10 protein-coding genes and 1 pseudogene are annotated in these 9,002 nt (G+C 66.5%); 6 read left to right on the top strand and 5 right to left on the bottom strand.

Annotated features, from left to right (window positions below):
- Positions 1-466 precede the first annotated feature (466 nt).
- The 4 genes from JOZ06_RS03025 to sctR are packed head-to-tail and all read right to left on the bottom strand — an operon-like array spanning position 467 to position 3,220.
- Positions 467-1,516 carry an EscU/YscU/HrcU family type III secretion system export apparatus switch protein gene (locus JOZ06_RS03025; protein ID WP_293228476.1) on the bottom strand — a complete coding sequence of 350 codons (1,050 nt, stop codon included), beginning with the start codon at positions 1,514-1,516 and terminating at the stop codon, positions 467-469.
- Complete coding sequence (gene sctT, locus JOZ06_RS03020) at positions 1,509-2,294, bottom strand: type III secretion system export apparatus subunit SctT (RefSeq protein ID WP_293228474.1); 786 nt, start codon at positions 2,292-2,294, stop codon at positions 1,509-1,511. The genes JOZ06_RS03025 and sctT overlap by 8 nt, the downstream gene beginning before the upstream one ends.
- Before the next feature lie 5 nt (positions 2,295-2,299).
- Positions 2,300-2,566 carry a type III secretion system export apparatus subunit SctS gene (gene sctS, locus JOZ06_RS03015; RefSeq protein ID WP_293228472.1) on the bottom strand — a complete coding sequence of 89 codons (267 nt, stop codon included), beginning with the start codon at positions 2,564-2,566 and terminating at the stop codon, positions 2,300-2,302.
- Positions 2,567-2,575: 9 nt separating this feature from the next.
- On the bottom strand, positions 2,576-3,220 hold the full coding sequence (sctR, locus tag JOZ06_RS03010) for a type III secretion system export apparatus subunit SctR (protein WP_293228471.1): 645 nt from the start codon (positions 3,218-3,220) through the stop codon (positions 2,576-2,578).
- Positions 3,221-3,370: 150 nt separating this feature from the next.
- On the opposite strand from sctR, the gene JOZ06_RS03005 reads away from it, so the two are divergent.
- From JOZ06_RS03005 to JOZ06_RS02980, 6 genes are read left to right on the top strand one after another with little or no spacing between them, the layout of a single operon-like run.
- Positions 3,371-3,739, top strand: a complete 369-nt coding sequence (locus tag JOZ06_RS03005; RefSeq protein WP_293228470.1) for a hypothetical protein — start codon at positions 3,371-3,373, stop codon at positions 3,737-3,739.
- A complete protein-coding gene (locus JOZ06_RS03000) occupies positions 3,723-5,777 on the top strand; it encodes an EscV/YscV/HrcV family type III secretion system export apparatus protein (RefSeq protein WP_293228469.1) in 2,055 nt (684 codons plus the stop codon). The genes JOZ06_RS03005 and JOZ06_RS03000 overlap by 17 nt, the downstream gene beginning before the upstream one ends.
- A complete protein-coding gene (locus JOZ06_RS02995; RefSeq protein WP_293228468.1) occupies positions 5,764-7,080 on the top strand; it encodes a FliI/YscN family ATPase in 1,317 nt (438 codons plus the stop codon). Before JOZ06_RS03000 ends, JOZ06_RS02995 begins: the two co-directional genes overlap by 14 nt.
- The gene (locus JOZ06_RS02990; protein ID WP_293228466.1) at positions 7,074-7,442 is read left to right on the top strand and encodes a hypothetical protein; all 369 of its coding nucleotides are present in this window, start codon (positions 7,074-7,076) and stop codon (positions 7,440-7,442) included. The genes JOZ06_RS02995 and JOZ06_RS02990 overlap by 7 nt, the downstream gene beginning before the upstream one ends.
- Positions 7,439-7,849, top strand: a complete 411-nt coding sequence (locus tag JOZ06_RS02985; protein ID WP_293228464.1) for a hypothetical protein — start codon at positions 7,439-7,441, stop codon at positions 7,847-7,849. The genes JOZ06_RS02990 and JOZ06_RS02985 overlap by 4 nt, the downstream gene beginning before the upstream one ends.
- Entirely contained in the window at positions 7,833-8,765 is a 933-nt protein-coding gene (locus JOZ06_RS02980) for a hypothetical protein (RefSeq protein WP_293228462.1), read from the top strand. Before JOZ06_RS02985 ends, JOZ06_RS02980 begins: the two co-directional genes overlap by 17 nt.
- Positions 8,766-8,785: 20 nt before the next feature.
- On the opposite strand, the pseudogene JOZ06_RS02975 reads toward JOZ06_RS02980, so the two are convergent.
- Positions 8,786-9,002, bottom strand: a pseudogene (locus JOZ06_RS02975) (hypothetical protein); the annotation flags it as partial.

Below are 9,002 nucleotides of genomic sequence, written 5' to 3'. Positions count from 1 at the left end.
CGGACCGCCAGGCAAGCTGGCTGTCCACGATCAGCCGGCAGACGTCCGGGTTGGGACGGCACTGCCGCGGGGCGCACAACACGGAAATCAGGCTGAGCAACTGCTGTTGGCGGAAATGGCGGTTTGAAGAAAGGGGAAGGTGTGCTTTAGTATTGGCGATAGCCATGCTAGCTCCTTGTGTGCAAGTGAGTTGGTTTGGTCAGCGGGTCCGGGGTGGGCAAGACCTCGGACCCGCGCCACTGCGGCGACATGCCGCGCCAACTACCTTATCCAGCAGACGCTGATTCGACAAGATGGCGTTGCTGTCAGGAAAATCTGAAAATCGGCCGCTAGCGCCGGGTCTCGCCTCGCGGCGGCATTGGCGCAATGCCGCGCGTTGCGCGGCGATTGCTCCCTACGACCCCGGATGAGCCCTCGCGTAGGGCGCACTCGCCGAAGGCAGTGCGCCACAGACTCGGCTGGAGTACTAGCCGTCCACCGCTTCCATGAGCGCCATGGCCTGGCGCAAGACCTCGGCCACCGCGGCAAACAGCGGCTCGGGAACGTAGTCGCCCGTGTTCGTCAGCCGAAATAGCGCGCGCGCCAGCGTCACTTGCTCGATCACTGGAATGCCTCGATGCTCCGCCAGCTCGACGATGCGCCGCGCGCGATGGTTCCGCCCCTGGGCGACGACTTGCGGCAGCGGCGTTTCGCCCTGCACGTAGCGCAGGCAGACGGCGATATGCGTGGGATTACGCACCACCACCGACGCCTGGGCGACGTCGGCGGCGAGGCTGCCGCTTTGCACCTCGCGGTGCAGTTCGCGCCGGCGCTGTTTCAATTCAGGGTCGCCCTCGCTGCTTTTGTGCTCTTGCTCGATGTCCTTGCGCGACATGCGCAACTGCTTGAGCAACTGATAGCGCTGCATGGCGAGATCGGCGACCGTGAATACCGCGCCGGCGGCCAACAGCACCGCCCACATCCACAGCAGCATCTGCCGGCAGACCGAGAACCCCGCCGCCAGATCCGCCTGGCTCAAGTGCGCGAATGATGGGCCGTAGCGTTTGATCAGATAGGCGAACGTGATGCCCAGCACCCATACCTTGAGCGACGATTTGACGAGCTCGAACAGGGTTTTCATCGACACTAGGTTTTTGGCGTTGGCGATCGGATTTAAACGCTCAGGCTTGAACGCGAGTGCTTTGGGAGCGAACAAAAACCCGGTTTGCAGCATGCCGGTCAGCGCCAGCGTCAGCGCCAGCGCCGCCGCCATGCCGAAGAAAAAACGGACCCATAGCCAGCCCAGATGGCTGGCATATTCGGCCAGCGCGCGCTCGAGCGGCTGCTGGCCGACGGCGATGGCGAGCAGGACGTCGTCCGCCAGCGCCCGGTAGAGCGCCGGTCCTTCCACCATGAGCCACATCAGCATGACGCCGCTTTGCACCAGGATGCCCAGGTCTTGGCTGACCGCGACTTGTCCCTCCTCGCGCGCATCGCGGATGCGCTTGGCTGTCGGCTTTTCGTTTTTCTCACTCATGCCGGACCGCCAAGGCGCGCACCAGGCCGCCGTCGAAACGGTTGAACGCCTGTTCCACCGCTTGCAGGCCGAACTGCACGGCAATGAGCAGCATCAACAAGGCAGCCAAACTTTTGATCGGCATGGCCAGCGAAAAGACGTTCATCTGCTGAACGGTACGATTGATCAACCCGAGTCCCAGATCGACCAGCACCATGATGACGATGGCGGGCATGGCAAAGCCGAGCCCGAGGGTGTACACGGTTTGCCAGTCGCGCAGTAGAAAGGGCAAGAAGTGGTGACCGAATGTCCAGTCTTGGCCGGGCGGCAGCAGCCGATAGGAATCGAATAGCGAGGTCAAGAGCGCGTGCAACCCGCCCGAGACCATGAATAGAACGGAAATCAGCTGCGCGAACAACACGCCCAGCGGCGAAGATTGCGCGCCGCTCATGAGCGGATTGAGTACGCCGGCGATCGATGCGCCGCGTAGCGTGTCGAGCACGTAGCCGGCGGCGTCGATTGCCCAAAACGGCACCGAGGCGGAAAAACCGAGCAAAAAGCCGATGGCGAGTTCGCTTGCCACGAGCCAGGCGAACACGGCGGGCTGCTGCCAGGGATCGGGCACCTGAAGCGTCGTCATCAACGGCAGTACCGGCAGCGTCGCCATCAGCGCCAGCGCGTTGCGCACCAGCGCGCTGCCGAGCATGGCGTTGCTGAAAACCGGCATCAGCAGCATGACGCCGAGCGGGCGCATCGCGGCGACGAACAACAGCGGTAGCCAAACGGTCAGCGTGCCCATGACGTTCAGCCCATGCGCGAGATCAGCGCTAGGCTTCGCTCGGTGTAGCGCAGCAGCAGGTTGCCCATCCAGTGGGCGCTCACGGCCAATGTCAGGCTCGCGGCAACCAGCTTGATCAGAAACGGCAACGTCTGGTCTTGAACCTGGGTCAGCGCCTGGAACAGGCTGATCAGAATGCCGACGATCGAAGCCACCAGCACCACCGGCAGCGATAGCAAGAGAACGAGCCAAAGCACTTCCTGGGCCAGCGGTAAAATCAAATTCAGTCCCACGGCATGCCCCTACTGATACGACAGCAGCAACTGGTTGAGGATTTTGTCCCAGCCGCCGACGAGCACGAAGATGAGCAACTTGAACGGCATCGACACGGTCATGGGCGAGACCATCATCATCCCCATGGCCAGCAGGATGTTGGAGACCACCAGGTCGATGGCGATGAAGGGCAAGAACAGCAGCAGCCCGATCTTGAAGGCTTCGATCAGTTGGCTGACGGCGAAGGCGGGCATCAGGATCAGGAGCGAATTGTCGTCTACGCGGTTCTTCAAGGCGTCCGGCCAATTCTTGCGCGCGTTGTCGCGGAAAAAGCGCAGCTGTTGCGACGCCGTGTGCTGCTGCAGAAATTGACGGTACGGATCGAGCGTATGGTCCTCCAGGCGGGCGAGCGGACTCGCGCCATGATCCGGCGCGGCGGCCAGGCGGTCGCGCACTTGGTAGCCCACCGGCGCCATGATGTACAGGGTCAGTACCAGCGCCAGGCCATGCAGCGCCATATTGGGCGGCACCTGCTGAATGCCCAAGGCGTTGCGCAGCAATGAAAACACCACCGACAGCTTGAGAAACGCGGTGCCCATGACCACGAAAAGCGGCAAGAGCGACAGGACGGCAAGCAGGAAGATCATTTCGGTGGGGGAGGACGGCGGTGTCATGGCGGGGTCTCATCAGTCTGTGCGGCATTGTGGCCTTGCCGCGCGCAGACGCCCATCGGGCCAAGACCTGAGTTCAGGTCTTGGCCCGATGGCGTCGGGCGCCCGTGGCGCGTCACGATGTTTGCCTGGTGAATGCTGTGGGACGCAGGCATGGATTTGCAGTGGCAACGACAAGTAGAGGTCTGGCAGCGCTTGCTCGCGGAGTCGTCGCAACGGCCGGCGCGTCTGGAGCCGGGGGACCGGCTGCAGCTGGAGGCCTGCCGGGGGCGCGCGCTGTTGACGCTGTCGCGCCCGCTGGCCGATAACGCGCTCCCCCCCGCTCTGCTGCGCCTACTGCGCTATTTGCAACCGGAGGCCACCGGCGGTCTGCCGCTCAGGGCCTGGCGCGGGCAGGGGCGCTTGTGGCTATCGGTGACGCTGCCGGCTGACGCGCCGGCCGAGGACTGGTACGCCATGTCGTTGCGGCTGAGGACGCTCGTCGACCGCGCCAGCAAGGAGGCCCATGGAAGCGGTCAATAAGCTGCTGGCGCGTTTGCAGCAGCGCCAGGATGTGGCCTTGGCGATCGTGATGCTCATGGCCATCTTCATGATGATCCTGCCGCTGCCGACGCTGCTGGTCGATCTGCTCATCGCCATTAACCTGGCGCTGTCGATCTTGCTATTGATGATGTCGGTGTACTTGCGCGAGCCGATGGAGTTTTCCGCTTTTCCTTCGGTGCTGCTGATCACCACGCTGTACCGGCTGGCGCTGACCATCAGCACGAGCCGGCTGATTCTGTTGCAGCACGACGCCGGCGAGATCGTGCAAACCTTCGGCGACTTCGCCATCGGCGGCAATTTGGCGGTCGGGTTGATCGTGTTCGCCATCATCACCGTGGTGCAGTTCATCGTCATCACCAAGGGGTCGGAGCGGGTGGCCGAAGTCGGCGCGCGCTTTTCGCTCGACGCCATGCCGGGCAAGCAGATGAGTATCGACGGCGATCTGCGCAATGGCGCCATCGACGCCAACGAGGCGCGGCGCCTGCGTTCGATGGTGCAAAAGGAAAGCCAGATGTATGGCGCGATGGATGGGGCGATGAAGTTCGTCAAAGGCGATGCCATCGCCGGCATCATCGTCATCCTGGTGAATATTTTCGGCGGTATCGCCATCGGCGTGTTCATGCACGGCATGAGCGCCGGGGAAGCCGCCACCACCTACGCCATTTTGTCGGTCGGCGATGGACTGATCGCGCAAATCCCGGCGCTGCTGATTTCCATTGCCGCCGGGATCATCGTGACCCGCGTGCCGGGCGAAACCCGCCGCAATCTCGCCGCTGAGCTGACGAGCCAGGTGACCCGCCATCTCGGCGCGCTGTGGCTGGTGGCGGCGGTGCTGACGCTGTTTGCTTGCCTGCCGGGGTTTCCGACGCTGATTTTTCTTGCTTTGGCGGGCATGGTGGCCGGCTCGGCCTATTGGCTGCAATGCCGCCAGCGGGAGGCGGCGCCTACCGACAAGGCGGCCGATGCGAGCACGCCGCCGGGCCAAGGGGACGGCGAGGTGGCGATCGGCGCCGTGCCGCTGTTGTTGCGGGTCGCGCCCGATCTGGCGCGCGGCGACAAACTGAAGACCATGCTGCGCGAGCTGCGCCAGGCGCGCTTCGACGAAACCGGCCTGCCGCTGCCGGAGGTGGTGTTGCAGACCGATCCGTCGATGGCGGCGGGGCAGCTGGATTTCTTGTTGTTCCAGGAGTCGGTGCTGGCGCTGACGCTACGGCCATTGCTGATGATCGACCCATTGGCCGCACCGGTGCCGCAGGCCGTGGCGCAAGATCCCCTGCCGTTTGGCGGATTGTCGGTGCAGTGGGCGCCGGCGGCGCTCGCACCGCTGCTGGAGGGTCTGGGGGTGCGGTTCTACGACGGCGCCGAGCAGGTGCGCCGGCTGCTGACGCTGGTGTTGGCGCGGCACAGCGCCGAATTGATCGGCGTGCAAGAAGCCCGCTTTCTGATGGACAAGATGGAGCAACGTTATGCCGAGCTGGTCAAGGAGCTGCAACGCCACCTGCCGGTGGTGCGCGTGGCGGACGTGCTGCGCCGTTTGCTGGCCGAAGGCGTGGCGATCCGCGATTTGCGCGCGGTGTTTCAGGCGCTGGTGGAGTGGGCGCCGGTGGAGAAGGACCCGGTCATGCTGGCCGAGTATGCCCGCTTGGCGCTAGGCCGCCATATCCTGGGCCGTTTCCGCCATGGCCAGCCCTGGCTGAGCGCTTGGCTGATCGGCGGCGAGATCGAGGAGCGTTTGCGCGAGTCGATCCGCCAGACCTCCGCCGGATCGTATTCGGCGCTGGCGCCGGAGGAAAACGCCCACATCGTGGCATCCATCCGCGCCGCGCTGGCGAAAAACCATCCGGCCGGCGCGGTGCTGGTCACCGCCATCGACGTGCGCCGTTTCGTGCGCAAGCTGATCGAGCGCGAGTGGTTCGATCTACCGGTGCTGTCGTTCCAAGAGGTCGGCGACGAGCACGAAATGCGCGTATTGGGGCATATCGACTGGCAGGAGGACGGCAGCGATGCGCTTGCCTGATCCGGAGCGACTCTTGGCCGCCTTGGCGCCGCCGCCGATCGATCTCGGCACCGAGGCCGTGTGCGCAGGGCGGGTGCGCGAGGTCGGGCAAACGCTGTTGCGCGCCTACCTCCCCCAAGCCGGTCTAGGCGAGCTGTGCGCGCTGCCGAATGGGGACTTGGCCGAAGTGATCGGCCTCGTCGATGGCGAGGCGCTGTTGTCGCCGTACCGCGAGCCGGCCGGGTTGCAAATCGGCGCGCTGGTGCGGCCGAGCGGCGCGCGGGCCGAGGTGGACCTCGGTCCGGCGCTGCTTGGCCGGGTGCTGGACGCGCTCGGCCGGCCGATCGACGGCATGGCGCCGCCGCTGGCCGAGGCGCGCCGCGCGGTGGACGCCGATCCGCCCGATCCCATGCGCCGGCAGATCATCGACCGCGGTTTGCCCATGGGCGTGCGCGTCATCGATGCCACACTGACCGTGGGGCAAGGCCAGCGGCTCGGCATTTTCGCGCCGCCGGGCTGCGGCAAGAGCACGTTGCTCGCCATGCTGTGCGCCGGAAGCGAGGCCGACGTCGTGGTGCTGGCGCTGATCGGCGAGCGCGGGCGCGAGGTGCGCGAGTTTTTGCAGCATGTGCTGACGCCGGCCGCCCGGGCCAAGAGCGTGGTGGTGGTGGCGACGTCGGACCGGCCGGCGCTGGAGCGGCTGAAGGCGGCCGCCACCGCGACGACCATCGCCGAGTATTTTCGCGATCAGGGGCAAAACGTGCTGCTGCTGGTCGATTCGCTGACGCGCTATGCGCGCGCGGTGCGCGAGATCGCGCTCGCCGCCGGCGAGCCGCTGGTCGGCGGGGGATATCCGCCGAGTTTGTACGCGCGGCTGCCGCGGCTGTTGGAGCGGGCTGGACGGGGCGAGACCGGCAGCATCACGGCGTTCTACACCGTGTTGATGGAGGATCGGCACGACCCGTTGGCCGAGGAGGTCCGCTCGCTGTTGGATGGCCATATCGTGCTGTCGCGCAAGCTGGCCGAGGCCAACCATTACCCGGCGATCGACGTGTTAGCCAGCATCAGCCGGGTGATGCAGCAAGTGACCACGCCCGCGCACCGCGCCGCGGCCGGCCGTTTGCGCCAGTTGCTCTCGACATGGAACGACGTCGAGCTGTTGCTGCGCGTGGGTGAATACCAAGCTGGTCAAGACGACGACGCCGACGAGGCCATCGCCCGCCGCGCGGCGTTGAATGCGCTCCTATGTCAGCCGGTGGATCAATACTGCGATTTCGCCGAGGCGTTGGCTGGGTTGTCGCAAGCGGTGGGCCTGCCATGTTGAGCCGGCTATTGCAAGTGAAGGCGCGCCGCGAGCGCCGGTTGCGCGTGCGTCTCGCGCAGATGGCGCGCGAGGCGGAACGCCTGGCGGCGCACAGCGTTGCCATCGCGCGCGAACGCCTGGCGCGGCAAACGGCCTATCGCGCGCTCTTGGCCGAGTCCGGCGTGCTCGATCAGCGCGCGTTGGCGCGATTACGCGGCCATGTGGCCGCCGCGCGGCAAGCGGAGCGCGCCTTGGCGGCGGAAGCGCAAGCGGTGGCAGCGGCCCGGGCGGCGTTGTCGGCCGAGCAGGCGGCGCTGGCCGAGCAACTGCGGCAGCTGTTGCGCCAGCAGGAGAAACTGACCTTGATGATGGAGACGCGATGAAGACGACGGTGGAACGGTTCGGGCGTGTCATGGCGAATGACCCTCGGGACGATAGGGGCGCGCCGGACGACGCATCCATCGCGCGTTTTGGCGCGTTGATGGGCGATATGGGGCACGATGCGCGCCACGTGCCGGCGGCCATGCCAGCCGAAGCAGCGACATCGGACACGCTCTACGCCGCTCTGCCGGTGGGGCAGGACATGGCGTTGCGCGTGGCCAGCGGTCCGCTGGCTGGATTGCGGCTACGGCTGCACTGGCGCGACGGCCGGCTTGGACTTTGCTTCGAAACGGCCGACACCGTGTTGGCGCGGCGCCTGCAAGCGGGCCATGCGGCGTTGGCCGCGTCGCTGGCGCAGGTTTTGGGCGTGGCGGTATCGGTGGGCGTGTGCCATGACGCGATCCTCTGAACCGGATTGGGCGCTCGATCTGTTCCTGCAAACCCGTATCGGCGCCCAAGGCGCGAGCGGGGAGGCTGTCGTCACGGCGCGACGGGCGAGACCTGCCGGCCCGGGCGTGCGCATTGATGCCTATGGCGACGGCGAGGCGCTGTCGTTTTGGGTGCCGGAGGCGGATTGGTGTGGATGGCTGGCTCCGCATTGGCCGGCTCCGGCCCTGGCGGCGCTGGATCGGACCATGTGGCCGCTGGCAGCGGGCTGGACGTTGACGGTGCTGGATGGCTTGTTGTCGGCAGCGGGATTGGCGCCCTGCGCCGCCGCGCGGCCGATGCCGGCCGAAGCGCCCGCGGCGCGCCATTGGTGTCTGCTTTGCCAGAGCGAAACGCGGCGTCTGCCGCTTTTTGTGTTGGCGGCGCCGGAGGCCTGGCTAAGGGGCGTTCTGGCAGCGCTAGCGCCGGATGAGGCAGCCTGGTTGAGCCTGCCGCTGGGCCTCGGCTGGTGTCCGGCGCCCGCCACGCTGGCGGTGGGCGATGGCCTGGCCATTGCCGGGGCGGGTGAGGAGCTGGATCAGTTTTGGCTCCATCCGGCGGCCACGCCGGGGCGGTTGCGCCTCATCGCGCCGGATTTGGCGGAAATCGGCGCGGCCGCGACCACGCCTCCGGCGCTCCCAGGCGCTTGGACGGTCGAGGTGGCCGCATTGCGGGCGCCGGCCGCCGCGTTGTGGCCGTGGCGGCCGGGGGAGGCGGTGGCCGTCGAGGTGGCGCCGTATCCGTTGGCGCGGCTGGCGTCAGGCGGTGGTGTGATGGCGCAGGGCGAACTGCTGCGACTGACCGATGGCTGGGCGGTGCGGATCGCGCATCTGCCCAGTGTCTGTGGCGCACTGCCTTCGGCGAGTGCGCCCTACGCGAGCGCACATCCGGAGTCGTAGGGAGCAATCGCCGCGCAACGCTAGGTGCCCGGCGGCATGAGCTGGGCGTCGGAGAGGGATGCCACCTCGGGATGATCGGGCTCGACCTGTCCCTCGCCGCCGGCGAGCCGCAACGGCAAGCGCGCGAGATCGGCCATGACGTCCCCTTCCTTGCCCAATTCCGGGTCGCCCAACAAGGCCAGCAACGACAGGCGATAGGCGGTTTCGTTGTAGGTGTCGGCCAAAACGGCCGCCGTG

This window comes from Paludibacterium sp., from assembly GCF_019232825.1.
Taxonomy (GTDB): domain Bacteria; phylum Pseudomonadota; class Gammaproteobacteria; order Burkholderiales; family Chromobacteriaceae; genus Paludibacterium.
This window is presented reverse-complemented; position numbering and strand designations above follow the sequence as displayed.